Genomic DNA, 25,387 nt, shown 5'->3' with positions numbered 1-25,387 from the left:
CTGGCGTTGATTTTTGGCACGCTGTTGAGTTCTCAAGGAACGGTCGCTTCCTTTGTACTCACCCTCTCGGGCTTTCCTCCGGGCTTCCCTTCGGTCTTGCGTTTCCGACTCTATCAGATCTTTTCGATCCGATTTCCTCGGTGCTTTCCAGGTTCTCGCTTTCGCGTTTCCCTTTCCGGCGGTTCCGACTTTATCAGAAGTTCTGAGTCGGATTTCCCGCCCCGTTCGGGGACTGGTTCCGACGCACGAAGCGTTCGGGTTCCCCTTCAGGCGGAGCCGTAAACGTACTGGAGCGGGGCGCCCCGATGCAAATCGAGGCGCCCCGCTCCGGGTTCACGCAGATGAGGGCCGACGGACCGTCAGACCTCCACCACCACCGGCAGGATCATCGGCCTGCGGCGATAGGTGTCGGAGACCCACTTGCCGAGGGTGCGGCGGATCAGCTGCTGGAGCTGGTGGGGCTCCACGACGCCGTCCTGGGCCGACCGCTCCAGCACCTCGGTGATCTTCGGAATGACGTCTCCGAACGCGGAGTCCTCGATGCCGGAGCCGCGGGCCTGGATGTGCGGGCCGCCGGTGATCTTGCCGGTGGACGAGTCCACGACCACGAAGACCGAGATGATGCCCTCGTCACCGAGGATCTTCCGGTCCTTCAGCGCCGGCTCGCCGACATCGCCGACCGAGAGGCCGTCGACGTAGACGTAACCCGCCTGGACCTTGCCGGAGATCTTGGCCTTGCCCTCGATCAGGTCGACCGCCACGCCGTCCTCGGCGATGACGATGCGGTCGTGCGGGACGCCGGTGAGGGCGCCGAGCTCGGCGTTGGCGCGCAGGTGGCGCCATTCGCCGTGGACCGGCATCAGGTTCCTCGGGCGGCAGATGTTGTAGAAGTACAGCAGCTCGCCCGCCGAGGCGTGGCCGGAGACGTGCACCTTGGCGTTGCCCTTGTGGACGACGTTGGCGCCCCAGCGGGTCAGGCCGTTGATCACGCGGTAGACCGCGTTCTCGTTGCCCGGGATCAGCGACGACGCGAGGATCACCGTGTCGCCCTGGACGATGCGGATCTGGTGGTCCCGGTTGGCCATGCGGGACAGCGCGGCCATCGGTTCGCCCTGGGATCCCGTGCAGACCAGCACGACCTCGTTGTCCGGAAGGTCGTCGAGGGTCTTGACGTCGACCACGAGGCCCGGCGGGACCTTCAGATAGCCGAGGTCGCGCGCGATGCCCATGTTCCGGACCATCGAGCGGCCGACGAAGGCGACCCGGCGGCCGTACTCATGGGCCGCGTCCAGGATCTGCTGGATGCGGTGGACGTGGCTGGCGAAGCTCGCCACGATGATGCGCTTGCGGGCGTTCGCGAAGACCTGGCGCAGGACGTTGGAGATGTCCCGCTCGGGCGGGACGAAGCCCGGGACCTCCGCGTTCGTCGAGTCGGAGAGGAGAAGGTCGATGCCTTCCTCGCTCAGACGTGCGAATGCGTGCAGGTCGGTCAGGCGGTTGTCCAGCGGGAGCTGGTCCATCTTGAAGTCGCCGGTGTGGACCACCATGCCCGCGGGGGTGCGGATGGCCACGGCCAGGGCGTCCGGGATGGAATGGTTGACCGCGACGAACTCGCAGTCGAAGGGACCGATGCGCTCACGGTTCCCCTCGGCCACCTCAAGGGTGTAGGGGCGGATGCGGTGCTCCTGGAGCTTGGCCTCGATCAGGGCGAGGGTCAGCTTGGAGCCGATCAGCGGGATGTCCGGCTTCTCGCGGAGCAGGAAGGGGACGCCGCCGATGTGGTCCTCGTGGCCATGGGTGAGGACGATGCCCTCGATGTCGTCGAGGCGGTCCCGGATGGACGAGAAGTCCGGCAGGATCAGGTCGATTCCGGGCTGCTCCTCCTCAGGGAAGAGCACTCCGCAGTCGACGATCAGCAGGCGGCCGCCGTATTCGAACACCGTCATGTTTCGGCCGATTTCGCCGAGGCCGCCGAGCGGGGTGACCCGCAGGCCGCCGTCGGGGAGCGGCGGGGGCGAGCCGAGTTCAGGATGCGGATGACTCAAAAGACTCTCCTCAACCACGCGCGCCACGTACCGGTAGGGCACGTGGCGCGCGTGACGTTCGTGCAGAAGCAATTGTCGTTGTGATGCGGGCACCGGTGGCCCGCGTATTCAGTTGTGAAGCCAGGTGCGCGGTCGCCCGCGCGAAGTCTGTTGCTAGAGCTGTACCCCGCCCGCGGCAAGATCGATCTTGAGCTGTTCGATCTCCTCGGGTGAGCACTCGACCATGGGGGCGCGCAGCGGTCCCGCGGGCAGGCCCTGGAGGGTGAGCGCCGCCTTGGTGGTCATGACGCCCTGGGTGCGGAACATGCCGGTGTAGACCGGGAGCAGCTGCTGGTGGATCTCGGTCGCCTTCTGGACGTCACCGCTGATGTACGCGTCGACGAGGGCGCGCAGCTCGGGGGTGACGACATGGCCGACGACGGAGACGAAGCCGACCGCGCCCACGGAGAGCAGCGGCAGGTTCAGCATGTCGTCACCGGAGTACCAGGCGAGGCCGGAGCGGGCGATGGCCCAGCTGGCGCGGCCGAGGTCGCCCTTGGCGTCCTTGTTGGCGACGATCCGGGGGTGCTCGGCGAGCCGGACGAGGGTCTCGGTGCTGATCGGGACGCCGCTGCGGCCGGGGATGTCGTAGAGCATCACCGGCAGCTCGGTGGCGTCGGCGATGGTCTTGAAGTGCCGGTACAAGCCCTCCTGCGGGGGCTTGTTGTAGTACGGCGTCACGATCAGGAGGCCGTGCGCGCCCGTCCGCTCGGCCTGGCGGGCGAGCTGAAGGCTGTGGTGGGTGTCGTTGGTGCCGACCCCGGCCACGATGTGGGCTCGGTCCCCGACCGCCTCCAGTACGGCTCGTACCAGATCCGATTTCTCCGCGTCACTGGTGGTGGGGGACTCGCCGGTGGTGCCGTTGATGATCAGGCCGTCGTTGCCTGCGTCCACCAGGTGCGTGGCGAGCCGCTGCGCGCCGTCGAGGTCGAGTGCGCCGTCCGCCGTGAAAGGCGTGACCATAGCGGTGAGGACCCGCCCGAAGGGGGTCTGCGGAGTGGAGGTCGGAGCCATGGGTTACACGCTACTCGCTGCTCAAGGCGCGGTCTGCCCTAGGGGTGCGGGAAAAGTCAGGACAAAGGCGGAGCCCGGCACTGCCTGCTCGGGGGTTCAAGCAGTGCCGGGTCCGTTTGATCAGGCTAGATGAACTTCTCCAAATGCCGCAATACGGACACTTCGTGAGGTTGACCCGCACATCAGTGCCCGACCGGGGAACTCAGGTGGGTTACGGCGCCACACGGCCGTTCGCATTGAAGGCCGCGTGGGTGAGCGGCATGAGCCTGGCCCACTCCTCCTCCATCTTCTCGCCGACCATCTCGATCTCCCGCTGCGGGAAGGAGGGCACCTTCGCCAGCTCGTGCTGGGTGCGCAGGCCGAGGAAGTGCATCAGCGAGCGGGCGTTGCAGGTGGCGTACATCGAGGAGAACAGGCCGACGGGCAGGACCGCGCGGGCGACCTCGCGGGCGACGCCGGCGGCCAGCATCTCCTGGTACGCCTCGTACGACTGGCGGTAGGAGTCCTCCATCGCGCGGCCGACCAGTTCCTGCTGGGCCTGGGTGCCCTCCACGAAGACGTACTTGCCCGGGCGGCCCTCCTGGACGAGCTTGCGGGACTCGTCTGGGACGTAGAAGACCGGCTGGAGCTCCCGGTACCGACCCGACTCCTCGTTGTACGACCAGCCCACGCGGTGCCGCATGAACTCGCGGAAGACGAAGATCGGGGCGCTGATGAAGAAGGTCATCGAGTTGTGCTCGAAGGGGCTGCCGTGCCGGTCCCGCATCAGGTAGTTGATGAGGCCCTTAGAGCGCTCGGGGTCCTTCTTCAGCTCGTCCAGGGACTGCTCACCGGCCGTGGAGACGCGGGCGGCCCACAGCACGTCGGAGTCGGCCGCGCTGTGCTTGACCAGCTCGACGGTGACATCGCTGCGGAAGCTGGGCTTGAGATCGTCGGCGGGGGTGTCGGTCACGACTCGGAGGGTCCTTCCATCACTTCACTCGGGCGGCGCCCACTCTACGGCCCGGGACTGACAACAGGGCGTTCGGTACTGGTCCGCGACGACTTCGCAGAACTTCTGCCAATTCGGCGTAACCGGGCACCATTTGTGGCACCCGCTCGTCTGTGTTGGTGACAGTGATTCGTTCGAGTCCCGAGAGGAGCAGGACCTCCGATGTTCCGTCGGCGTGAGCCCGTACCCTTCGCCTTTCTTGCCGAAGCGGACCGGTTCCGCAGTAATGTCACTCCCCCGCCCCGCGAGCGGGCGTCCGCCGGGGAGATAGCCGGGCGCTGGCTGCTGGGCCTGACCATGGTGGGCGCGCTGGTGGGCTCCTTGGTGGTCGGGATGCCGGCGCTCTCCCAGGACCAGCCGGCCCGGCAGACGCAGCAGTCGCAGGCGGACGGGCGCTGACCCAACCCCGCGGCCGGTACTCACCCCATCCGGACCCCCTAGGGTGGTGAGCCGGGACACAGGTAGATAGCCTCACCGGGCACAGCCCAGCATGGATCGAGTGAGGAACCGCCGTGCCCCTGCCCTTCCTGACGGCCGACCGCGCCTTCGAGACAGCCGATGACATCGCGCTGCCGTTCGACGACCGGGACCGCTGGCGGCGGCCCTACCGTCCCGGGCCCTGGCGGGTGGGCATGGCCGCGCTCCTGCTGCTGCTCGCCTCCTACGTGCTCTTCGCGGCGGTCATCATCGCTCTGACCGGCACGCCCGGCTCGGCCGGAGTGGTCTTCGGGATCGCCCTGGTGGTGATCGCCGTGTCGCTGCGGCTGCTGCGCATGGGCGTGTGGGTGAGCGCGCAGGGGCTGCGCCAGACCTGCTTCTTCACCACGCGCACGGCGCCCTGGGATCGGGTCGTCGCGGTCCGCACGGTGCAGCAGCCGGTGCGCTGGCTGGGGCTGCCGCGCACGGTCCAGGGCCAGGCCCTGGTCGCCGTACGCTCCGACCGGGCCTCGGACGAGCCGACGCCGCTGCTGACCACGCACAACGCGGACTTCCTGGGCCGTCCGACGGCGTTCGACCGGGCTTCGGACACGATCGAGGCGTGGGGTGCGGAGAACCGCCGGGGCTGACCTGCGGGTTGAGACGCGCGAAGGGGCCCGGTCCGTGTGCGGACCGGGCCCCTTCGCCTGATGTCGCGTCCGAGCGTCAGCGCGCGGCCTCCCGCAGGGAGATCGCCCGCTGCATCGCCTTCCGCGCGCGCGGGGTGTCCCTGGCGTCGTGGTAGGCCACCGCCAGGCGGAACCAGCTGCGCCAGTCGTCCGGCGCGTCCTCCGTCTCGGCCTTGCGCAGGGCGAAGACCTCGTCGGCCGAGTCACGGTCGATCCGGCCGCTGGGGGTGCGCTTCAGCTCGTCGACCGGCAGTCCGCCCTCGGCGTCGAGTTCGGCCGCGAGGGCGTTGGCCTTGCGGACGAACTCGGTGTTCTTCCACAGGAACCACAGACCGATCCCCGGCAGGACCAGCACCGCGATGCCGAAGGTGACGGTGACCGGCGTACCGGCCTTGATGAGCATGAAGCCCCGGCTGCCGACCAGGACGAAGTACACGACCAGGACGGCGGCCGTGACGGCGTAGGAGATCTTCGCGCGCATCAGCCCAGGTCCAGGAAGTTCTCCAGGCCGAAGGTCAGGCCCGGGGTCGTCACCACGCGCCGCGCGCCGAGCAGGATGCCCGGCATGAAGCTGCTGTGGTGCAGGGAGTCATGGCGGACGGTCAGGGTCTCGCCCTCGCCGCCGAGGAGGACCTCCTGATGGGCCAGCAGACCCCGCAGGCGGACCGCGTGGACCGGGATGCCGTCGACGTCGGCGCCCCGCGCGCCGTCCAGGGCGGTGGTCGTGGCGTCCGGTGCCGGGGCGGTGCCGGCCGCGCGGCGGGCCTCGGCGATGAGCTGGGCGGTGCGGGTGGCGGTGCCGGAGGGGGCGTCGACCTTCTTGGGGTGGTGCAGCTCGACCACCTCGACCGACTCGAAGTAGGGCGCCGCGATCTGCGCGAACTTCATCGTCAGGACGGCCCCGATGGAGAAGTTCGGCGCGATGAGCACGCCCGTCTCCGGGGAGTCGGCGAGCCAGCCGTTGAGCTGTGCGAGGCGCTCGTCGGTCCAGCCCGTGGTCCCGACGACCGCGTGGATGCCGTGGCCCACGCAGTACTCGAGGTTCTCCATCACCGAGTCCGGCGTGGTGAGTTCGACGGCGACCTGGGCGCCCGTCTCCGCCAGCGTCTCCAGCTTGTCGCCCCGGCTCAGGGCGGCGACCAGCTCCATGTCCTCGGCGGCCTCCACGGCTTTGACCGCCTCGGAGCCGATCCGGCCCTTGGCGCCGAGGACCGCCACGCGCAGCTTGCTCATCTCTTGCTTCCTTAAGCCAGAACAGAAGGGGGTTAGGCCACGGCCTCGTGCAGTCGGGACGCCTGCTTGTCCTTCAGCGGGCCGATCACCGACAGCGAGGGCCGCTGTCCCAGGACGTCCCGGGCCACCGAGCGGACGTCGTCCGGGGTGACCGAGGCTATCCGGGCCAGCATGTCGTCGACCGACATCTGCTCGCCCCAGCACAACTCGCTCTTGCCGATACGGTTCATCAGCGCGCCGGTGTCCTCCAGGCCGAGGACCGTGGAGCCCCGGAGCTGGCCGATGGCGCGGCCGATCTCGTCGTCGGACAGCCCGTGCTGGGCGACCTGGTCGAGTTCGTCGCGGCAGATCTTCAGCACGTCGTGCACCTGGGAGGGGCGGCAGCCGGCGTAGACGCCGAACAGACCGCAGTCGGCGAAGCCCGAGGTGTACGAGTACACGCTGTACGCCAGGCCCCGCTTCTCGCGGACCTCCTGGAAGAGCCGGGACGACATCCCGCCGCCGAGGGCGGTGTTCAGCACGCCGAGCGCCCAGCGGCGCTCGTCCGTCCGGGCGAGGCCCGGCATGCCGAGGACGACATGCGCCTGCTCGGTCTTACGGCCGATCAGCTCGACCCGGCCCGCGGTGCGCAGGGCGCGCTTGCCGCCGCGCGGGGCGATGGGCGTGGCGTCGGTGTTCTTCAGGGCGCCGGACTTCTCGAAGGCGGCGCGGACCTGTCGTACGACCTTGTTGTGGTCGATGTTGCCCGCGGCCGCCACGACCAGGTGGGTCGGGTCGTAGTGCTTCTTGTAGAAGCGGCGGATGCGGCCGGCGGTGAGGGCGTTGACCGTGTCGACCGTGCCGAGGACCGGGCGGCCGAGGGGGTTGTCGCCGAACATCGTGTGCGCGAAGAGGTCGTGCACGCAGTCGCCCGGGTCGTCCTCGGTCATCGCGATCTCTTCGAGGATCGCGCCGCGCTCGACGTTGACGTCCTCCTCGACGATCAGCGAGCCGGTCAGCATGTCGCAGACGACGTCGATGGCCAGGGGCAGGTCGGTGTCGAGCACGCGTGCGTAGTAGCAGGTGTACTCCTTCGCCGTGAACGCGTTCATCTCGCCGCCGACGGCGTCGAGGGCGGAGGAGATGTCCAGCGCCGACCTGCGGGCCGTGCCTTTGAAGAGCAGGTGCTCCAGGTAGTGCGTGGCGCCGTTCAGCGACGGCGTCTCGTCACGGGAGCCGACATGCGCCCAGATGCCGAAGGTCGCGGAGCGCACCGAGGGCAGGGTCTCGGTGACGATGCGCAGGCCGCCCGGGAGGGTGGTCTTGCGGACCGTGCCGATGCCGTTCTCGCCCTTGATCAGGGTTTGGGTACGGGCGACGGCCCGCGCCTCCGAAGAGGTGCGGGCCGTCGCCTTGGAGCTACTCGACGTCACTTGTCGGCGTCGTCCTTCTCGGCGTCGGAGGCTTCTTCGCCCTCGATCACCGGGATGAGGGAGAGCTTGCCGCGGGAGTCGATCTCGGCGATCTCGACCTGGACCTTCTGGCCCACACCGAGGACGTCCTCGACGTTCTCCACGCGCTTGCCGCCGGCCAGCTTGCGGATCTGCGAGATGTGCAGCAGACCGTCCTTGCCGGGCAGCAGCGAGACGAACGCGCCGAAGGTGGTGGTCTTGACGACCGTACCCAGGTAGCGCTCGCCGACCTCGGGCATCGTCGGGTTGGCGATGCCGTTGATCGTGGTGCGGGCGGCCTCGGCGGACGGGCCGTCGGCGGCACCGATGTAGATGGTGCCGTCGTCCTCGATCGTGATCTCGGCGCCCGTGTCCTCCTGGATCTGGTTGATCATCTTGCCCTTGGGGCCGATGACCTCACCGATCTTGTCCACGGGGATCTTGACGGTGATGATCCGCGGGGCGTTCGGGGACATCTCGTCCGGCGTGTCGATCGCTTCCATCATCACGTCGAGGATGTGGAGGCGGGCGTCACGGGCCTGCTTGAGGGCCGCGGCCAGGACGGAGGCCGGGATGCCGTCCAGCTTGGTGTCGAGCTGGAGGGCGGTCACGAACTCCTTCGTACCGGCGACCTTGAAGTCCATGTCGCCGAAGGCGTCCTCCGCACCGAGGATGTCGGTGAGGGTGACGTAGTGCGTCTCGCCCTCGATCTCCTGGGAGATCAGGCCCATGGCGATACCGGCGACGGGGGCCTTCAGCGGCACACCGGCGTTCAGCAGCGACATGGTGGAGGCGCAGACCGAGCCCATGGACGTCGAGCCGTTGGAGCTCAGCGCCTCGGAGACCTGGCGGATCGCGTAGGGGAACTCCTCGCGCGTCGGCAGGACCGGGACCAGGGCGCGCTCGGCGAGGGCGCCGTGGCCGATCTCGCGGCGCTTCGGGGAACCGACGCGGCCGGTCTCGCCGGTGGAGTACGGCGGGAAGTTGTAGTTGTGCATGTAGCGCTTGCGCGTCACCGGCGACAGCGTGTCGAGCTGCTGCTCCATGCGGAGCATGTTCAGCGTGGTGACGCCCAGGATCTGGGTCTCGCCACGCTCGAACACCGCGGAGCCGTGCACGCGCGGGATGGCCTCGACCTCGGCGGCCAGCGTGCGGATGTCGGTGACACCGCGGCCGTCGATGCGCTTCTTCTCCTTGATCACGCGCTCGCGGACGAGCTGCTTGGTCAGGGAGCGGTACGCGGCGGAGATCTCCTTCTCGCGGCCCTCGAACTCCGGCAGGAGCTTCTCGGCGGCGAGCGCCTTGACGCGGTCCAGCTCGGCCTCGCGCTCCTGCTTGCCCGCGATCGTCAGCGCGGAGGCCAGCTCCGGCTTGACGGCGGCGGTCAGCGCCTCCAGGACGTCGTCCTGGTAGTCGAGGAAGATCGGGAACTCGCCGGTCGGCTTGGCGGCCTTCGAGGCGAGGTCGGCCTGGGCCTTGCAGAGCACCTTGATGAAGGGCTTCGCGGCTTCCAGACCGGCGGCGACGACCTCCTCGGTCGGCGCCTCGGCGCCGCCCTCGACCAGCTTGATGGTCTTCTCGGTGGCCTCGGCCTCGACCATCATGATCGCGACGTCGCCGTCCTCCAGGACACGGCCGGCGACGACCATGTCGAAGGCGGCGTCCTCGAGCTCGGTGTGGGTCGGGAAGGCCACCCACTGGCCGCGGATCAGCGCGACGCGGACGCCGCCGATCGGGCCGGAGAAGGGCAGACCGGCCAGCTGCGTGGACGCGGAGGCGGCGTTGATCGCCACGACGTCGTACAGGTGATCGGGGTTGAGCGCCATGATCGTGGCGACGACCTGGATCTCGTTGCGCAGGCCCTTCTTGAAGGACGGGCGCAGCGGGCGGTCAATCAGACGGCAGGTGAGGATGGCGTCCTCGGAGGGACGGCCCTCACGGCGGAAGAAGCTGCCGGGGATCTTGCCGGCGGCGTACATCCGCTCCTCGACGTCCACCGTGAGGGGGAAGAAGTCGAGCTGGTCCTTGGGGTTCTTGGAGGCGGTGGTGGCCGACAGCACCATGGTGTCGTCGTCCAGGTACGCCACGGCGGAGCCGGCGGCCTGCTTGGCCAGGCGGCCCGTCTCGAAGCGGATGGTGCGGGTGCCGAAGGCGCCATTGTCGATGACGGCCTCGGCGTAGTGGGTCTCGTTCTCCACTAGCGTTTTCTCCTCGTCTTCGTCCCTCCTTGCCCGTGTGGCAGGGGGACGGTTGCGGAGAAGCGCTCCGTGCGGTGCGGGCCGGTCTTCGATCGAAGCACCCGGGGCTCGCTTTCCCCCGGGGGCCACTACCGAGGACCGGCGGCGGCGTGGTGCGCTTCTCCTCATTTCTGTGTCGTACGTAATGCGTTGTGCTACCACACTACAAAGCGTGTGTGACACTCCGCACGTTTCCGCACGTACGGCAAAGGGAGCGGCCCCCGAACGTCTCGGGACCCGCTCCCCTCACGGCGTCTTACTTGGCGCCCGCCGCACCGCGACGGATGCCGAGGCGGTCGACCAGCGTACGGAAGCGCTGGATGTCCTTCTTGGCCAGGTACTGCAGCAGCCGGCGGCGCTGACCGACCAGGATCAGCAGACCACGGCGGGAGTGGTGGTCGTGCTTGTGGGTCTTGAGGTGCTCGGTGAGGTCGGAGATCCGACGCGAGAGCATGGCGACCTGGACCTCGGGGGAGCCGGTGTCGCCCTCCTTCTGACCGAACTCGCTGATGATCTGCTTCTTCGTAGCGGCGTCGAGCGGCACGCGTACTCCTCGTAGTCTTCTGAATGGCCACCGAGTGCCCCCGGTCTGTGTCTCGGGGGAGCTTCCGTTACTCGGGAGGCGGGGATCCGCTGGGCGCGGCCTCCAGAGCGAGCGCTCCGGGGGTGCGTACACAAACGGCCGTCACTCAGGGTACCAGGCAGGGGTGGGCGCCCTCGCACGGGTTCCGGAACCGCCCTGTCGGCGGGGACTGGGCCACTAGGGTGAGCCCGCTGATCTTAGAGGTCCGGAAAGTCTGGAATCCGGAGAGGTCTGGAAGGGGTCGCTTGTCATGGCGGAGACGGAAGCGGAGATCAAGGCGCGCAAGGAGAGGGAGCGGGACGAGCTGTACGCGCTCGACATCTCGGACGTGGAGTGGGAGAGCGCGCCGGGCACCGAGACCCATGAGGAGCGGGTCGAGATCGCGTACCTGCCGGGCGGGGCGGTGGCCATGCGGTCCTCGCTCCAGCCGGAGACGGTGCTGCGCTACACCGAGGCCGAGTGGCGGGCCTTCGTGCTCGGCGCGCGGGACGGGGAGTTCGACCTGGAGGCGGCGCCGGGCAGCGGGGGTGCGGGCGGGGAGTGATGTGGCCGTGAGGGTGCCTGGGGTGCGTCGTAGGGAAGCGCCTCATGTGTGTCGTTCGGAAGCGCCTCTTATATATGGGTGCCCTCTGCCAACCCGCTGTCTGGGCACGGTGGTTCGGCCGGGCAGGCTTGACCGTCTTGCTTCGGTTTCGTTCCGGATTGTTCACGGGTGTCGCCCGGTTTGTTCACCAATAGGAGTGCTGCGTACGCCACTTCAGGGCAGGCTGTGACGCAGTGGGCAGGTGCTCGGGGGTGGACGGGCCTGCCGGGGTGATGCCCGTGGTGATTAGGCTGGGACCGGGCGCGACCCATGACCCGTGCACCGGGCGTCGTTGTCCCAGGGGGAGAGCCGACTGGAACGGACGACCTCGAACGACTTCGGACGACACCAGGAGGAATCGTGAGCAGCGATCGGGACGGGATCCGCGGGGGCTGGGCCACACCCGGCGATGACCAGCCCGACGCCGAGTCGGCCAACGAGGTCACGGGCGAGTTCACCATCGACTACGCGCCGCCCGCCTGGTACACGCAGAACGCGAGCGGCTCCGCCGGGTCTGGCGGTTCCGCCGGGTCGGGGCGTGACGAGAACGCGTCCTCGGGTTCTTCCGGTCCGTCCGGTCCGTCCGGTCCGTCCGGTCCGTCCGGTTCTTCCGGGGGTACGGCACCGCAGGCGCCGGGTGTGGGTGGGGGCCCCGTTGCCTCTGGAGGGCCGACGTTCACCCCTTCTCCTACTGCTCTACCGTCCTCGCTGCCGGGGCTGACGCCGCCGGTACCGCAGGCTGCTCCGGGGGCGCCCTTCACTCCCCCGGCTCCGCCCACGCCCGCGCCGGGAGCGCCTTTCACTCCGCCGGCGCCTGCGGCCGGGGGACCGGTCGCGGTGCCCAAGCTGCCGGTGGGGAGCGGGTTCGAACCGCAGGGGACGCCCGCGGAGCCGCCGGCTTCGCCTTCTTCCGCTCTTCCGGCGCCCTCGGCCGACTTCAGCTCGCCCGCGGCGGTGCCGAGCATGCCGGTGGGCGGATTCCAGTCGGAGTGGAGCGCGCCGACTTCCGCGCCGACCTCTGCGCCTGCTTCGGCGCCGTCGGAGGCGTCGTCCGCCGCTTCGTCCACGGCTTCGGCGGCGGAGGAGGCCGACTCCGGGAACGGCGATCTGGAGAGCGGCGCCACCATGCGCTTCTCCGCGGTCGCGCTGAAGCGGGAGATCGAGGAGCGCGCGGCCGAGGCTGAGGCGCGGCTGCGATCGGTGGATGACGACGAGGACGGTACGGCCGTGGCCACGTCCGACGCGGACGCCTCGACCGAGCCCGAAGCTCCGGAAGCCGCAGCGGCTGACGAGGATCGGGAGGAGGCGTCCGAGGGGAACTCCGGCGCCGATGCGGATGAGGTGCAGGACTCCGTCGGGGTTACGGCGGAGGTGCAGGAATCCGTCGGGCATACGGCGGAGGTGCAGGACTCCGTCGGGCATACGGCGGAGGTGCAGGACTCCGTCGCGGGTACGACCGAGGCGGTCAGGGAGTCGTCCGAGGACGGGTCCGCGGAACTGATGGACTCGGACGCGGTGGACGCCGAACCGGAGGGCGCGGAACTGGCGGACGCGGAGGCGGCGGACGCCGAGCCGTCGGATGCGGAGCCCGTGGATGCAGGGCTTACCGACACCGTGCCTGCGGACACGGGGCTTGCGGACTCCGAGTCGGCGGACGCGGAGCGTTCGGATGCCGAGCCCGCGGAGTCGGCGCTTGCGGACGAGCTGCCGTCGGACGAGGGGCCCTCGGAGCCCGAACTGTCGGACGCGGAGCTTTCCGACTCCGTGCCGGAGGATGCCGTAGCCGAAGAGGCCGCTCCTGCCGGCGAGGTTGAGGCCGACGCCGAACCGGAAGACGCCGTACCGGTCGACGCCGTACCGGCCGACGCCGAGCCCCAGGACAACGTCCCGCAGGACGCCGTCCCCACCGCCCCCGAGACCCCGCAGGACGCCGTCCCCGCAGCTTCCGAGGCGGCCCCGCAGGACGCTCCGCCCGCCTGGACTCCCCCGGTAGTGGCACCGCAGGCGGGGATGCCGCCGCTGCCGCCCTCGTACCAGCCCGCCGCCCCGGCCTCGGCGCCCGAGTGGCCCGTGCAGCCGCAGCAGCCGCAGCAGCCGCAGCAGCCAGCGGCTCCCGTGGAGCCCCAGCCCACGGCCGCCGCCCAGCAGCAGCCCGCGCCGCCCCAGCAGCCGCAGTTCCAGCCCCAGCAGCCGCAGCCCTTCCAGCCGCAGGCCCCGCAGCCCGCACCGGCAGCCTGGAGTCAGCCGCCCGCGCCGCAGCAGCCGGCCCCCGGCGCCGCCACTCCGCAGGGCGGCTACGGCTTCCCGCAACCGGGCACCCAGCCCACACCCAACCCCGAACCCCAGGGCGGCTACGGCTCCCCGCAGCCCGGCGTCCCCACCCCGCCCTCGCAGCCGGCAGACGCCTCCGCGCCGGCATCCAACCCGCAGGGCGGCTACGGCTTCCCCGCGCCCGGCGCCCCCGCCCCGGCCGCACAGCAGCCCCCGGTCCCCCAGTCGACCGAGCCCCCGGCCCAGGCGCCCTCGCCGCAGGGCAGCTACGGCTTCCCCCAGCCCGGAGCGCAGCCCGCGCCCACCCCCAACGCGCAAGGCGGCTACGGCTTCCCGCAGCCCCCCGCGCCCAACCTCCAGGGCGCCTACGGCTTCCCGCACCCCGGCACCCCGGCGACCCCGCCCGGCCAGCCCGGCCAGACCGCCCCCAACTCCCCCGCCCAGCCCAGCGGTTACGGCTTCCCACAGGCGCCCGCCCAGCCGGGCCCCGTACCCGGCCAGGCCCCCGCACACCCCGGCACGCCCCAGCAGGGCCAGCCGTCGGCGCCGCCGCAGCCTGTGGCACCGCACCAGGCCCACCCGCAGCCTCAGCCCGAGGCACCCCAGCAGAACCAGCCCCAGGGCCAGGCCCAGGCCCAGCCGAGCGTGCCCCCGCACGCACAGCCCCAGGCCCAACCGGCCGTCCCCCCGCAAGCGCACCCCCAGCCCGGCGTGCCGCCCCACGGCCAGCCCCAGCCCCAGCCCCAGCCCGGCGTACTCCCGCACGCCCAGCAGCCTCAGCCTCAGCCGCAGCCCGACACCGCCGCGCCGCACGCCCAGCCGCAGCCGTACCCCGTGCCGCCGCAGCAGCCCGTCGACCCGCGGGCCGGGGCCGCTTGGCCCCAGCCGATGCAGCATGACCAGCGGCAGCCGACCAATCCGGGTGCGGCGCCGCTCGGTTACACCGCTGCCGTGGAGCTGTCCTCCGACCGGCTGCTCAACAACAAGAAGCAGAAGGCGAAGAGCACGCGCCCGGCCGCCGGTGGCGGTCGGTTCAAGATCGGTGGGAAGAAGGAGGAGGCCGAGCGGCAGCGGAAGCTCGAGCTCATCCGTACGCCGGTGCTGTCCTGCTACCGCATCGCCGTCATCAGCCTCAAGGGCGGCGTCGGCAAGACCACGACCACCACCGCCCTCGGCTCCACCCTCGCCACCGAGCGCCAGGACAAGATCCTCGCCATCGACGCCAACCCGGACGCCGGTACCCTCGGCCGCCGCGTGCGGCGCGAGACCGGGGCGACCATCCGTGACCTCGTCCAGGCGATCCCGTACCTCAACTCCTACATGGACATCCGCCGGTTCACCTCCCAGGCGCCGTCCGGACTCGAGATCATCGCCAACGACGTCGACCCGGCCGTCTCGACCACGTTCAACGACGAGGACTACCGGCGCGCCATCGACGTCCTGGGCAAGCAGTACCCGATCATCCTCACCGACTCCGGCACCGGTCTCCTCTACAGCGCCATGCGCGGTGTCCTGGACCTCGCCGACCAGCTCATCATCATCTCGACGCCGTCGGTGGACGGGGCGAGCAGCGCCAGTACGACGCTGGACTGGCTGTCGGCGCACGGCTACGCCGACCTCGTCTCGCGCTCCCTCACCGTGATCTCGGGTGTGCGCGAGACCGGGAAGATGATCAAGGTCGACGACATCGTCAGCCACTTCGAGACCCGCTGCCGCGGTGTCGTCGTCGTGCCCTTCGACGAGCATCTCGCCGCCGGTGCCGAGGTCGACCTCGACATGATGCGGCCCAAGGTGCGCGAGGCTTACTTCCACCTCGCGTCTCTGGTCGCCGAGGACTTCGTACGCCACCAGCAGGCGCACGGGCTGTGGACCAACGACGGCAACCCGCCGCCGGTGGCCGCCCCGCCGATGCCGGGCCAGCCGCTCCCCGGCCAGCCCCTGCCGGGTCAGCAGCCCATGCCCGGCCAGCCGTACGCCGCCCCGCAGCCCTACCCCTACCCCGGCCAGCCCTACGCCCAGCCGGGACAGCCGGGACAGCCGTACTCCCCGCAGGAGCAGCCGGGGCAGCCCGGCCAACCCGGTCAGCCGCCCTACCCCCAGCAGTAGCCGTAGCCGCACCACGCGAAGGGCGGCCGGTGCCCAGCAGGCACCGGCCGCCCTTCGGCGTCGTAGCGGCGGCTACCGCGCCGCCGGAGTCTCCGCCGCCGCCGTCAGATCGCGGCTGATCTTGATGTCCTCCGCCATGCGCTCGATCAGCGCGTCCAGGGAGTCGAACTTCACCTGGCCGCGGACGTAGGACAGGAAGTCGACGGCGACATGGAGGCCGTACAGGTCGAGACCCACCCGGTCGATGACGTGCGCCTCGACCGTGCGCTCGGTGCCGTCGAACGTCGGGTTCGTGCCGACGGAGATCGCGGCCGGCATCGCCTCGCCCTGCGCGTGCAGCCAGCCGGCGTAGACGCCGTCCGCGGGGATGGCGGTGTGCGGGAGGGTCTCGACGTTCGCCGTCGGGACGCCCAGCTCACGGCCTCGCTGGGCACCGCGCACGACCACGCCCTCGACCCGGTGCGGGCGGCCCAGGATCTCCCCCGCGCCCTCGACGTCGCCCTCGCCGACCAGGCGCCGGGTCAGGGTCGAGGAGAACGGCTGGCCGCCGCCCGCCTCGCCGGAGACGTACAGGTCGACGACCTCGACGTCGAAGTCGTACGTCTTGCCCAGCTCGGCCAGATACACGACGTCGCCCGCGGCGCGGTGGCCGAAGCGGAAGTTCGGGCCCTCGACGACGGCCTTGGCGCGCAGCTTGTCGATGAGGACCTTGACGATGAAGTCCGCCGGGGAGAGGTTGGAGAACTCCGTGGTGAACGGCAGCACGAGCACCGCGTCCACGCCCAGTTCCGCCATGAGCGCGGCCCGCCGGTGGTGCGGGGCCAGCAGCGGCGGGTGGGTGCCGGGGCGCAGCACCTCCTTGGGGTGCGGGTCGAAGGTGACGACCACGGCGGGCAGGCCCAGTTCGCGGGCGCGGTCCACGGTGTGCCGGATGATGAGCTGGTGTCCGCGGTGGACACCGTCGTAGGACCCGATGGTGACGACGCTGCGCCCCCAGTCCTGGGGGATGTCCTCCAAGCCACGCCAGCGCTGCACTGTGACCGCTCCTCGTCGAACCCGTGTCCGTCACTACCTTCTACGCAGGTCTAAGGGTGCCATGCCGGGTGCTCTCGCCCCGCATCGGCATGGAGGCTGTGACAGTTCGCACGTGGCGTGATCCCGTCAGGCGGGGACCCGGACTCCCGCCAGGTTCTCGATCATGCGGCGGGTGCTGGGGCCGACCACGGCCGACCAGTCCCGCGGCGCGTCGACGAGCCAGCCGGCCACCTCGGCGGCGAAGCCGGGGACATGGCGGCCCAGGTCGACCAGTCCGCGGTCGAAGCGGGACGCGCCGTCCGGGGTGCGGACGAGGAGCAGCCCGGTGCGGTGGACCAGCTCGCGCAGATCCTCGCCGTGGTGCTGGGCGGCCGCGTGCAGGACGGCGTCCAGGACGGCGGGATCGCGTTCGTGGGCGAGGAGGAACTCCAGGAGCTCCTGGCGCAGGGGGCGGGAGCCAGGGGTGCCGGGGGCGGCGAGGACCGTGGCGAGGGCTGCCCGCACCTGCTCGGGTCCGCCTGCCAGCAATCCGGTGACCAGCGGGAACAGTACGGCTCGGGCGGCCGGGCCCTGGTCCAGGCGGCGGTCCACGTACGCGGCGACGTCCCCCGCGGTCTCCGGGTGCCGCTCCACCGCCTCCCGGACGAGGGCGGCGACCCGGCGGGCCATCGACGGGGTGGTGACATCGGCGAGGGTGCGCAGCGCCGGACCCGCGTCCGGTCGCCGCAGCCGCTCCCGGAAGGCGTCGAGGACCGGTTCGGGGTGGGTGGTCAGGGCGCCGGCCAGGGCACTGGGCGGGAACTGCGGGTCGCCGGACGCGAAGTGCCGCAGCGCTCGCGGGAGATGGCGGGCGCGGGTGTACGGATCCCGGACGAGGAGGGCGAGCGCGCCGCCGTGCAGGGTGCAGTCGGCGGGACGGGCGAGCAGGGCGAGGGCGGCGTAGCGCAGCAGCTCGCGGTCGGCGGTGGTGCTCACGTGCGGGGCGGCGCGCAGTCCGTACGCCACCGCCGCGACCCTCCGTGCGGGCCGCTCGTCGTGGGCCCAGCGGTCCACGGCCCGGCAGATCGCGGACGGCTCCTCCTCGGCCAGTACGGCCAGCAGCTCGTCGCCCCGCCGGTGCGCGGCCTCCACGAGCCGCTCGGTCAGATCGTCCAGGGCGCCGTGCCGATGCGTGTGCAGCAGCGCCTGCGCGGCCCGGGCGACGGTGGCGTGCGGGGTCGCGGGCAGCGGACGGTCGTCGTGGAACCAGCGGGTGAGCTGCGGCTGTACGGCGGTGGCGTCGGCGGCGAGGAGCCGGGCGACGGCGTCGAGGTACCGGGGGCCGGTCCTCGTGTCGGCGATCACCAGACGGTGCAGGAGGTCGAGGCGGACCTCGTCCGGCACCGGCAGCTCGGACCAGAACTCCGGGCCGAACTCGGCCGGCACGGGCCGCTGTTGCTGCCGCCAGGTCACGATCCGCTCGGCGAGCAGGCCCAGTACGTCGGTGTACGGGGCCGCGTCGGGCACCCGGAGCAGGGCCTGGGCGAGCAGGCGGGCGGGCCACCAGGAGTGCGGGTCGGCGTCGAGGGCGTGCAGCAACTCGTGGAGGCGGATGGTCAGTTGGAGGGGCGGGAGGAGGAGCAGTGCTTCCACGACGGGGCCGATGCGGTGGTGCGGTACGGGGAGGGGGTGGGGGTCTGCGGCGCGGTCCCGGTGGACCAGGGCGCGCAGGGCCTCGTCCAGGTCGAGGTGGGTGCCCTGGATCCAGTCGGCGAACTCCTCGTGGGCGAAGCGGTAGCCGTTGCCGGCGGGCACGAGGAGGCCTTCGGTGAGGACGGCGGAGGCCCAGCCGGTACCGCCGGCGAGGTGTTCCGGCGCCGGGCCCCAGGGGAAGACGGCCTCGAAGGATGCCCGGTCCAGCTCCCCCTGGCCGGGGCCGAGGCTGCGGCGGGCTGCCTCGTGGACCTGGCCGGAGACCTTGGCGGCCAGGCGTCGTACGGCGGTGCCGCGCAGGCCGTTCTCGGCGGCGAGGCGGACGGCGATGCGCAGGCACATCAGGTCGAGGTGGGCGGCGAGGACGGTGTCGCGGGTGAGGCGGGTGCGCGGGGCGTCCGGGAGGGCGGTGCGGACCTCGGAGAGGAGGCGGAGGGTGAGGGGGTGACGGGCGTCGCGCGGGGCGAGGACGTCGTCGGGGATGCCGTAGCGGGCGCGGGCCTGCCGGGCTTCGGCGGGTGTCAGTTCGGCGAGCCGTACGCACGGGGGCAAGCGCCGGACTTCCCCGCGCCCTCCGTACAGCATCCCCTCCGGGAACCCCGCCCCCGCCGTCTCCCAGTACTCCTCCCGGCAGGCCACCACCAGCCTCGCGCCCGTCCTCGTCAGCCATTCGGCCGTACCCGTCGTCCACTCGGGGAGGCGGTGGGACAGGAGTGGGGGCATTTCCTCGGGGCCGTCCAGGAGGAGGAGCAGGGGGCGGGGCGTGGTCCGGGCGAGGCGGTCCGGGGTGAGGTCGCCCAGGTCCGCCGGGGTCGTCGCGCGCGAGGCCGCCACGATCCTGGCCGCCCGTGACACCGCCCTGCCCACCGCGTCCGCCACCGACTCGTCGTCCGCCCTGAGGTCGGCGCCGCGCAGCCACAGGGCCGGCGCCGGTTCCGGACCCCGGTGGCGGCGGGCCGCCAGCGCCGCCAGTTCCGTCGTGCGACCGCTGCCCGGAGGGCCCACCAGGGCCAGTACCGATGCTCCCGCGCAGGACGTGAACGCCTCGAACTCCCGTGCCGACCAGGCTCGTTCCACCGGTTCGAGCTCGGTCGTGCGGGGCGGGCCGTCCTGGCCGACCGTCGTCGCCGTCAGTTCCAGCACGCCCGCCAGGTTCAGGTCGGCGCCGTACGCCGCAACCGTCGCCGCGTTCTCCGCGAGCAGGTCGGCCAGCGGACCGCCCGCCAATGGGCGGAGCGGGATCGCGAACCCCTCGTCCCGGTGGCCGCTGCTCAGTGCCGTGCCCAGGACGGCGACCACCGCTCCGGTCTCCGCGTCCAGGACCGGACCGCCCGCCGCGCCGCCGCCCAGGCGCAGCGCGTCCCGGCCCGCCGTGCCGAGGGCCAGTTCCAGGGCGTGGGAGAGGTGGTGGAAGCGGTCCGTGGCCGTGTACGTCACCGCGGTCGTGGCCAGTACCCTCGCCTCGCGCCAGCCGCCCGCCGCGATCCGTACGTACCTGCCGGGCTCGGCGTCCTGCCGTACCGACACCGGCAGCGGCTCCGCGCCGAGCCCCTCCGTACGGATCAGTGCCAGGTCCAGGTCCGGCAGTTCCGTGACGGCGTCCGCGGTCACCACGACGCCGTGCTCCCGTGCTGTGTGCAGAACGAGTCGCGACAGTCCGTCCACCGCCTCATGGCTGGTGATGACCGTGCCGTGGTGGTCGGCCACGAAACCGAGGCCGCGGGGCCGCCCCGCCAGATCGTGGATCCGGACCAGGGCGTCGTCGAGGGAAGCCCCCTCACCGTCCCGGGCCGCCATCGTCGAACCTCCCCGCCGAAGCGCCGCACCGTCGTCGTACCTGTCTTCGACGGTAGGCGGGCCGTGATCAGCGGGACAGATCGCGTGGCGAACGCGCCCCCTTCCGCTCCCTCGGTTCACTCCGAGCGCCTGCACGGAAGGGTGAACAGACGGGGGGAGGTGGATACACCCTAGGGGTGGGGGAACCGAGGGGGGACCGTGGAGCGGCGGGCAGAGAAACACCCCGTGCGCGCCGCTCCACGGGCGGACCGATGCCGTCAGCCGAAGACGGCCAGGCTCTTGGCCTTGCCCCGGTGCTCCTCCACGAGCGCCAGGAAGCGGCCCTCCGGATCGAACACGGCGACCGCCCCGCGGCCCGCGTACTCCTCGGGCATCTCCAGACGTACGCCGTTCGTGAGCAGCCGGGCCCGCTTGGCGTCCACGTCCCAGCGCGGGAACGCCGCCGTGGCGGCCTCGGCGATCGGCATCACGGTCAGCTCCTCCTGGAGCTGGTCCAGCGTCCTGGCCGCGTCCAGCTTGTACGGGCCCACCCGCGTCCGGCGCAGCGCCGTGAGGTGGCCGCCGACGCCCAGGTCGGCGCCGAGGTCCCGGGCCAGCGCCCGGATGTAGGTGCCGGAGGAGCAGACCACCGACACCACCAGGTCCAGGACGGGGGTGCCGTCCTCGGCGGTGGCGTCCCGGATGTCGTGTACCGCGAAGGAGGAGACGGTGACCGGGCGCGCCGGGATCTCGAACTCCTCGCCCTCGCGGGCCCGCTTGTAGGAGCGCACCCCGTCGATCTTGATGGCGCTGACCTTGGAGGGCACCTGCATGATCTCGCCGGTCAGCTTGGCGATCCCGGCGTCGACGGCGTCGCGGGTGACCTTCGAGGCGTCTGCGCACCCCGTGATCTCGCCCTCGGCGTCGTCGGTCAGGGTCGTCTGGCCGAGCCGGATCGTGCCCAGGTACTCCTTCTCGGTCAGTGCGAGGTGACCGAGGAGCTTGGTGGCCTTCTCGACGCCGAGGACGAGCACGCCCGTCGCCATGGGGTCGAGGGTGCCGGCGTGGCCGACGCGGCGGGTCCTGGCGATCCCGCGCATCTTGGCGACCACGTCGTGCGAAGTGAAGCCCGACGGCTTGTCGACGATGACAAGGCCGTCGGGCGTGGTGTTCTTCCGGGTCATTCGGAGGCGTCGTCCTCGTCGGGCTTCTTGTAGGGATCGGCGTCCCCCGCGTACGCGGCGCCGGCGGACGCCTCGCGCACCTTCGCGTCGGAGGAGCGCGCCTTGTCGAGGAGATCCTCGATGGTCCGGGCGGTGTCGGGCAGCGCGTCGGCCACGAAGGTCAGCGTCGGGGTGAACTTCACGCCCGCCGCCTGGCCCACCGCGGAGCGGAGCACGCCCTTGGCGCTCTCCAGTCCGGCGGCAGCTGCCGCCCGCTCCTCGTCGTCGCCGTACACCGTGTAGAAGACGGTCGCCTCCCGCAGGTCACCCGTGACCCGGGTGTCCGTGATGGTGACGTGCGAGCCGAGCCGCGGGTCCTTGATCCCGCGCTGCAGCTTCTGGGCCACCACCTCCCGGATGAGGTCCGCCAGCCTTTTCGCCCGCGCGTTGTCGGCCACTGGTCCGTCTCCTTAATGCTTTCTTCTTGCTTCAGTCTTCGTCGCTGTGGAGCCTGCGTCGAACCGAGAGCAGTTCCACCTCGGGCCGCCCGGCGACCAGCCGCTCACAGCGGTCCAGTACGTCGGAGAGGTGTCCCGTGTCCCCGGAGACCATCGCGAGCCCGATCTCGGCCCTGCGATGGAGGTCCTGGTTGCCCGTCTCCGCCGCGCTCACCGCGTACTTGCGCTGGAGCTCGGCCACGATCGGACGGACGAGAGAGCGTTTCTCCTTCAGCGAGTGAACATCGCCGAGGAGCAGATCGAAGGACAGAGTCCCCACATACATGTGTGTCCGGATGTCCCGCCGGTTCGGGGTACGGGCGCCCCGCTTCGACGCCGATACGGGAACCGTACACGCAACGGCCGGGGCCGATCGACGGAAATAACTTCCGCCGACCGGCCCCGGTCGCGTGTCAGGTCACGCGCGCGGCTTCTCGCGCATCTCGTACGTCGCGATGACGTCGTCGACCTTGATGTCGTTGAAGTTGCCGAGGTTGATACCGCCCTCGAACCCTTCGCGGATCTCGGTGACGTCGTCCTTGAAGCGACGCAGACCCTCGATGTTGAGGTTCTCCGCGACCACCTTGCCGTCGCGGATGAGGCGCGCCTTGGTGTTCCGCTTGACCTCGCCGGAGCGGATGAGAACACCCGCGATGTTGCCCAGCTTGGACGACTTGAAGACCTCGCGGATCTCCGCCGTACCGAGCTCGACCTCTTCGTACTCCGGCTTGAGCATGCCCTTGAGGGCCGCCTCGATCTCCTCGATCGCCTGGTAGATGACCGAGTAGTAGCGGACGTCCACGCCCTCGCGCTCGGCCATCTGCGCGGCACGGCCGGCCGCACGGACGTTGAAGCCGATCACGATGGCGTCCGAGCCCATCGCCAGGTCGATGTCGGACTCCGTGACCGCACCGACGCCGCGGTGCAGGACGCGGATGTCGACCTCTTCGCCGACGTCCAGCTGGAGCAGGGAGGACTCCAGGGCCTCGACGGAACCAGAAGCGTCACCCTTGATGATGAGGTTGAGCTGCTGGACCTCGCCGGCCTTGAGCACCTTGTCCAGGTCCTCGAGCGAGACGCGGCGCGTGCGCTTGGCGAACGCGGCGTTGCGCTCACGGGCGGCGCGCTTCTCGGCGATCTGACGGGCCGTACGGTCCTCGTCCACCACCAGGAAGTTGTCGCCCGCACCCGGGACGTTGGTCAGGCCCAGGACCTGGACCGGCGTCGACGGGCCGGCCTCGGCCACGCTGTTGCCGTTGTCGTCGTGCATCGCCCGGACCCGGCCGTACGCGTCGCCGACCACCATGGTGTCGCCGACCCGCAGCGTGCCGCGCTGGACGAGGACCGTCGACACGGCACCGCGGCCGCGGTCGAGACGGGACTCGATCGAGATGCCCTGCGCGTCCTGGTGCGGGTTGGCCCGCAGGTCGAGCGAGGCGTCCGCGGTGAGGATCACGGCCTCCAGCAGGGAGTCGATGTGCAGACCCTGCTTGGCGGAGATGTCGACGAACATCGTGTCGCCGCCGTACTCCTCGGCCACCAGCCCGTACTCGGTGAGCTGACCGCGCACCTTGGTCGGGTCGGCACCCTCGACGTCGATCTTGTTGACCGCGACCACGATCGGCACGTCGGCCGCCTTGGCGTGGTTCAGCGCCTCGACCGTCTGCGGCATGACGCCGTCGTTGGCCGCGACGACCAGGATCGCGATGTCCGTCGACCGCGCACCACGGGCACGCATGGCGGTGAACGCCTCGTGACCCGGGGTGTCGATGAAGGTGATCTTGCGCTCTTCGTCGTTGACCTCGGTCGCGACCTGGTAGGCACCGATGTGCTGGGTGATGCCGCCGGCCTCGCCCGCGATGACGTTCGTCTTGCGGATGGCGTCGAGCAGTCGGGTCTTTCCGTGGTCGACGTGACCCATGACGGTGACGACCGGCGGACGGACCACCAGGTCCTCCTCGTCGCCCTCGTCCTCGCCGAACTCGATGTCGAAGGACTCGAGCAGCTCGCGGTCCTCCTCCTCGGGGCTGACGATCTGAACCTCGTAGTTCATCTCGCCGGCGAGGAGCTGCAGCGTCTCGTCGGAGACGGACTGCGTGGCCGTGACCATCTCGCCGAGGTTCATCATGACCGCGACGAGCGACGCCGGGTTGGCGTTGATCTTCTCCGCGAAGTCGGTGAGCGAGGCACCGCGCGACAGGCGAACGGTCTCGCCGTTGCCGCGAGGCAGCATCACACCGCCGACCGACGGGGCCTGCATGGCCTCGTACTCCTGGCGCCTCTGCCGCTTCGACTTGCGGCCACGACGCGCGGGACCGCCGGGACGGCCGAAGGCGCCCTGCGTGCCACCACGGCCACCGGGACCACCCGGACGACCGCCGAAGCCGGGACGGCCACCGCCGCCACCGAAGCCGCCGCCACCGCCGCCGGGGCCACCGCCACCGGGACGACCGGCGAAGCCGCCGCCACCGCCGGGACGGGCGCCGCCGCCACCGCCGGGACGACCGGCGAAGCCGCCGCCGCCACCGGGACGACCGGCACCGCCGCCGGGACGACCGGCACCGCCCGGACCGCGGCCGCCGGGGCCACCGCCGGGACGCGGGCCGGCAGCCGGACGCTGCGGCATCATGCCGGGGTTCGGACGGGGGCCACCGGGGCCACCGCCGGGACGGGGACCGCCCTGACCCTGCGGACGGGGCATGCCGCCCGGGGTCGGACGCCCGCCGCCCGGAGCCTGCGGACGGGGACCGCCCGCGGCGCCCTGGGGACGGGGACCGCCCTGGCCCTGCGGACGCGGAGCGCCGCCGGGAGCGCCGGGGGCACCGGGGCCGCCCGGACGCGGGGCACCGCCCGGACGGGGCGCCTGCGGGCGCGCCATGCCGGTGGAGCCACCAGAGGTGAAGGGGTTGTTGCCCGGACGGGGACCGGCCGGACGGGCACCGGGACGCGGCGCCTGGCCACCAGGACGCGGGGCGCCGGGACGGTCGCCACGGTCACCGCGGCCCTGACCGGGACCACCCGCGGGACGGGGGGCGCCGGGACGCGCGGACTGGCCGGCCGGGCGCGGGGCGCCCGGACGCGGGCCGGAGCCCTGACCACCCTGACCCTGGCCCTGGGACGCGGCCGGAGCGGCGGGAGCCGCCGGCGGCGCCGTGAACTCGGGCGTGGTCGGAGCCGGGGACGCCGGGGCGGGCCGCGGCGCGGGCTTCGGGCCCGGGGTGGGACGGGGGCCGGGAGCGGCCGGCGCGGCGGGAGCCGCGGGCTTCTCGGCGGCGGCCGGCTTGGGGGCCGGCGGGCGCGGGGCGGCCGGACGGGCAGCCTGCGCCGGAGAGGGGGCTCCCGGCTTCGCCGGGGCAGCCTTGCGAGCGGGGGCGGGCTTGCCGCCACCGCTGCCCTGCTGGAGGGCGTCCGTCAGCTTACGGACAACGGGCGCTTCGATGGTCGAAGACGCCGAACGGACGAATTCACCGAGTTCCTGGAGCTTGGCCATGACGACCTTGCTCTCCACACCGAACTCCTTGGCGAGTTCGTATACCCGGACCTTAGCCACTTCGCTCCTTTTAGGTCCGGGTTGCGGCCGGACCGT

At 71.4% G+C, this 25,387-nt stretch carries 19 protein-coding genes and 1 pseudogene; 5 read left to right on the top strand and 15 right to left on the bottom strand.

The genetic code is table 11. The features are described from left to right. Nucleotides 1-359 precede the first annotated feature (359 nt). The 3 genes from AC068Z_RS32385 to thyX all read right to left on the bottom strand — a co-directional run bounded on the left by AC068Z_RS32385 (nucleotide 360) and on the right by thyX (nucleotide 4,050). Nucleotides 360-2,045, bottom strand: a complete 1,686-nt coding sequence (locus tag AC068Z_RS32385) for a ribonuclease J (protein ID WP_478563669.1) — start codon at nucleotides 2,043-2,045, stop codon at nucleotides 360-362. 153 nt (nucleotides 2,046-2,198) lie between these two features. After that, complete coding sequence (gene dapA, locus AC068Z_RS32380; protein WP_478563666.1) at nucleotides 2,199-3,098, bottom strand: 4-hydroxy-tetrahydrodipicolinate synthase; 900 nt, start codon at nucleotides 3,096-3,098, stop codon at nucleotides 2,199-2,201. 211 nt (nucleotides 3,099-3,309) lie between these two features. Next, nucleotides 3,310-4,050: an FAD-dependent thymidylate synthase gene (gene thyX / locus AC068Z_RS32375; protein ID WP_478563663.1), complete on the bottom strand. Its 741-nt coding sequence runs from the start codon at nucleotides 4,048-4,050 to the stop codon at nucleotides 3,310-3,312. Nucleotides 4,051-4,251: 201 nt separating this feature from the next. Here thyX and AC068Z_RS32370 point away from each other — a divergent pair, with 201 nt between their 5' ends. Beyond that, on the top strand, nucleotides 4,252-4,488 hold the full coding sequence (locus AC068Z_RS32370) for a hypothetical protein (RefSeq protein WP_478563660.1): 237 nt from the start codon (nucleotides 4,252-4,254) through the stop codon (nucleotides 4,486-4,488). A gap of 113 nt (nucleotides 4,489-4,601) precedes the next feature. Beyond that, nucleotides 4,602-5,156: a hypothetical protein gene (locus tag AC068Z_RS32365; protein WP_478563657.1), complete on the top strand. Its 555-nt coding sequence runs from the start codon at nucleotides 4,602-4,604 to the stop codon at nucleotides 5,154-5,156. Between the two features lie 76 nt (nucleotides 5,157-5,232). Here the strand turns inward: AC068Z_RS32365 and AC068Z_RS32360 are convergent, their stop codons facing one another. The 5 genes from AC068Z_RS32360 to rpsO all read right to left on the bottom strand — a co-directional run bounded on the left by AC068Z_RS32360 (nucleotide 5,233) and on the right by rpsO (nucleotide 10,639). Continuing rightward, on the bottom strand, nucleotides 5,233-5,676 hold the full coding sequence (locus AC068Z_RS32360; RefSeq protein ID WP_478563654.1) for a DUF485 domain-containing protein: 444 nt from the start codon (nucleotides 5,674-5,676) through the stop codon (nucleotides 5,233-5,235). Continuing rightward, nucleotides 5,676-6,428 carry a 4-hydroxy-tetrahydrodipicolinate reductase gene (gene dapB / locus AC068Z_RS32355; protein ID WP_478563651.1) on the bottom strand — a complete coding sequence of 251 codons (753 nt, stop codon included), beginning with the start codon at nucleotides 6,426-6,428 and terminating at the stop codon, nucleotides 5,676-5,678. Before dapB ends, AC068Z_RS32360 begins: the two co-directional genes overlap by 1 nt. A 32-nt stretch (nucleotides 6,429-6,460) precedes the next feature. Further along, nucleotides 6,461-7,840, bottom strand: a complete 1,380-nt coding sequence (locus AC068Z_RS32350) for a M16 family metallopeptidase (RefSeq protein WP_478563648.1) — start codon at nucleotides 7,838-7,840, stop codon at nucleotides 6,461-6,463. Then, nucleotides 7,837-10,056 carry a polyribonucleotide nucleotidyltransferase gene (locus AC068Z_RS32345; RefSeq protein WP_478563645.1) on the bottom strand — a complete coding sequence of 740 codons (2,220 nt, stop codon included), beginning with the start codon at nucleotides 10,054-10,056 and terminating at the stop codon, nucleotides 7,837-7,839. The genes AC068Z_RS32350 and AC068Z_RS32345 overlap by 4 nt, the downstream gene beginning before the upstream one ends. Before the next feature lie 295 nt (nucleotides 10,057-10,351). Then, nucleotides 10,352-10,639 carry a 30S ribosomal protein S15 gene (gene rpsO / locus AC068Z_RS32340; RefSeq protein WP_030046008.1) on the bottom strand — a complete coding sequence of 96 codons (288 nt, stop codon included), beginning with the start codon at nucleotides 10,637-10,639 and terminating at the stop codon, nucleotides 10,352-10,354. A gap of 289 nt (nucleotides 10,640-10,928) precedes the next feature. Here rpsO and AC068Z_RS32335 point away from each other — a divergent pair, with 289 nt between their 5' ends. After that, nucleotides 10,929-11,222 (top strand): DUF397 domain-containing protein, encoded by a 294-nt coding sequence (locus AC068Z_RS32335; RefSeq protein ID WP_478563641.1) that lies wholly within the window; start codon nucleotides 10,929-10,931, stop codon nucleotides 11,220-11,222. A 309-nt stretch (nucleotides 11,223-11,531) separates the two neighbouring features. Continuing rightward, nucleotides 11,532-11,702: pseudogene (locus AC068Z_RS32330) on the top strand (hypothetical protein); the annotation flags it as partial. 23 nt (nucleotides 11,703-11,725) lie between these two features. Here the strand turns inward: AC068Z_RS32330 and AC068Z_RS32325 are convergent. Further along, nucleotides 11,726-12,388: a hypothetical protein gene (locus tag AC068Z_RS32325; RefSeq protein WP_478563688.1), complete on the bottom strand. Its 663-nt coding sequence runs from the start codon at nucleotides 12,386-12,388 to the stop codon at nucleotides 11,726-11,728. Between AC068Z_RS32325 and AC068Z_RS32320 the strand changes: the two genes are divergently transcribed. Continuing rightward, nucleotides 12,387-15,638, top strand: a complete 3,252-nt coding sequence (locus tag AC068Z_RS32320; protein WP_478563682.1) for a MinD/ParA family ATP-binding protein — start codon at nucleotides 12,387-12,389, stop codon at nucleotides 15,636-15,638. The genes AC068Z_RS32325 and AC068Z_RS32320 overlap by 2 nt on opposite strands. Before the next feature lie 72 nt (nucleotides 15,639-15,710). Here AC068Z_RS32320 and AC068Z_RS32315 read toward each other — a convergent pair whose 3' ends face one another. From AC068Z_RS32315 to infB, 6 genes are all read right to left on the bottom strand, one after another. After that, complete coding sequence (locus tag AC068Z_RS32315; RefSeq protein WP_478563638.1) at nucleotides 15,711-16,673, bottom strand: bifunctional riboflavin kinase/FAD synthetase; 963 nt, start codon at nucleotides 16,671-16,673, stop codon at nucleotides 15,711-15,713. A 126-nt stretch (nucleotides 16,674-16,799) separates the two neighbouring features. Beyond that, entirely contained in the window at nucleotides 16,800-20,162 is a 3,363-nt protein-coding gene (locus AC068Z_RS32310) for a trypsin-like peptidase domain-containing protein (protein WP_478563636.1), read from the bottom strand. 257 nt (nucleotides 20,163-20,419) lie between these two features. Further along, a complete protein-coding gene (truB, locus tag AC068Z_RS32305) occupies nucleotides 20,420-21,325 on the bottom strand; it encodes a tRNA pseudouridine(55) synthase TruB (protein ID WP_478563634.1) in 906 nt (301 codons plus the stop codon). Then, the gene (gene rbfA / locus AC068Z_RS32300) at nucleotides 21,322-21,762 is read right to left on the bottom strand and encodes a 30S ribosome-binding factor RbfA (protein ID WP_478563631.1); all 441 of its coding nucleotides are present in this window, start codon (nucleotides 21,760-21,762) and stop codon (nucleotides 21,322-21,324) included. The genes truB and rbfA overlap by 4 nt, the downstream gene beginning before the upstream one ends. Nucleotides 21,763-21,793: 31 nt before the next feature. After that, entirely contained in the window at nucleotides 21,794-22,087 is a 294-nt protein-coding gene (locus AC068Z_RS32295) for a DUF503 domain-containing protein (RefSeq protein WP_109495650.1), read from the bottom strand. Between the two features lie 132 nt (nucleotides 22,088-22,219). After that, complete coding sequence (infB, locus tag AC068Z_RS32290) at nucleotides 22,220-25,351, bottom strand: translation initiation factor IF-2 (protein WP_478563626.1); 3,132 nt, start codon at nucleotides 25,349-25,351, stop codon at nucleotides 22,220-22,222. Nucleotides 25,352-25,387: the final 36 nt, after the last annotated feature.

Source organism: Streptomyces sp. NPDC043726 (genome assembly GCF_056436565.1).
The sequence above is the reverse complement of the archived record's forward strand: the minus strand, read 5'-3'. Positions and strand labels throughout refer to the sequence as shown.

Excerpts from the sequence above, each read along its gene's own strand:
- AC068Z_RS32310 (WP_478563636.1), bottom strand. The coding sequence starts at position 20,162 with ATGGCGGCCCGGGACGGTGAGGGGGCTTCCCTCGACGACGCCCTGGTC.
- truB (WP_478563634.1), bottom strand. The coding sequence starts at position 21,325 with ATGACCCGGAAGAACACCACGCCCGACGGCCTTGTCATCGTCGACAAG.
- dapB (WP_478563651.1), bottom strand. The coding sequence starts at position 6,428 with ATGAGCAAGCTGCGCGTGGCGGTCCTCGGCGCCAAGGGCCGGATCGGC.
- AC068Z_RS32335 (WP_478563641.1), top strand. The coding sequence starts at position 10,929 with ATGGCGGAGACGGAAGCGGAGATCAAGGCGCGCAAGGAGAGGGAGCGG.
- AC068Z_RS32360 (WP_478563654.1), bottom strand. The coding sequence starts at position 5,676 with ATGCGCGCGAAGATCTCCTACGCCGTCACGGCCGCCGTCCTGGTCGTG.
- dapA (WP_478563666.1), bottom strand. The coding sequence starts at position 3,098 with ATGGCTCCGACCTCCACTCCGCAGACCCCCTTCGGGCGGGTCCTCACC.
- AC068Z_RS32295 (WP_109495650.1), bottom strand. The coding sequence starts at position 22,087 with ATGTATGTGGGGACTCTGTCCTTCGATCTGCTCCTCGGCGATGTTCAC.
- AC068Z_RS32370 (WP_478563660.1), top strand. The coding sequence starts at position 4,252 with ATGTTCCGTCGGCGTGAGCCCGTACCCTTCGCCTTTCTTGCCGAAGCG.
- AC068Z_RS32325 (WP_478563688.1), bottom strand. The coding sequence starts at position 12,388 with ATGGTGGCGCCGCTCTCCAGATCGCCGTTCCCGGAGTCGGCCTCCTCC.
- AC068Z_RS32320 (WP_478563682.1), top strand. The coding sequence starts at position 12,387 with ATGCGCTTCTCCGCGGTCGCGCTGAAGCGGGAGATCGAGGAGCGCGCG.